The organism is Shewanella sp. P1-14-1 (genome assembly GCF_001401775.1).
Lineage (GTDB): Bacteria > Pseudomonadota > Gammaproteobacteria > Enterobacterales > Shewanellaceae > Shewanella > Shewanella japonica.
Window position 1 is genome coordinate 1 of record NZ_LKTL01000096.1, and the last position, 359, is coordinate 359.

Annotated in this window: 1 pseudogene; it reads left to right on the forward strand. The window is 39.3% G+C overall.

Annotated features, from left to right (window positions below):
* A pseudogene (locus AN944_RS21110) lies at nt 1-359 on the forward strand (helix-turn-helix domain-containing protein); the annotation flags it as partial.

Consider the following 359-nt stretch of genomic DNA (forward strand, 5'->3'; position numbering starts at 1 on the left):
AAACCTTCAAGCGCAATCAGCGTTAAACGAACACAGCGTGATTACACATTAGGCTTTAAATTAGCCGTCGTCAGCCAAGTAGAAAAAGGTGAGCTAACCTATAAGCAAGCTCAAGAACACTACGGTATCCAAGGTCGAAGCACCGTCCTTACATGGTTGAGAAAGCATGGTAGATTAGACTGGACACTCCCTACTGAGCACTCTCTTATGTCTAAAAGTAAAGAAACCCCCGCCCAGAAAATTAAACGATTAGAGAAGCAAGTTTCTAACCTAGAAATGAAAAATATGATTTATGGCGATATGGTTGAACTGTTAAAAAATGAATATGGTATCGATTTAGAAAAAAAGTACTTAGCCGA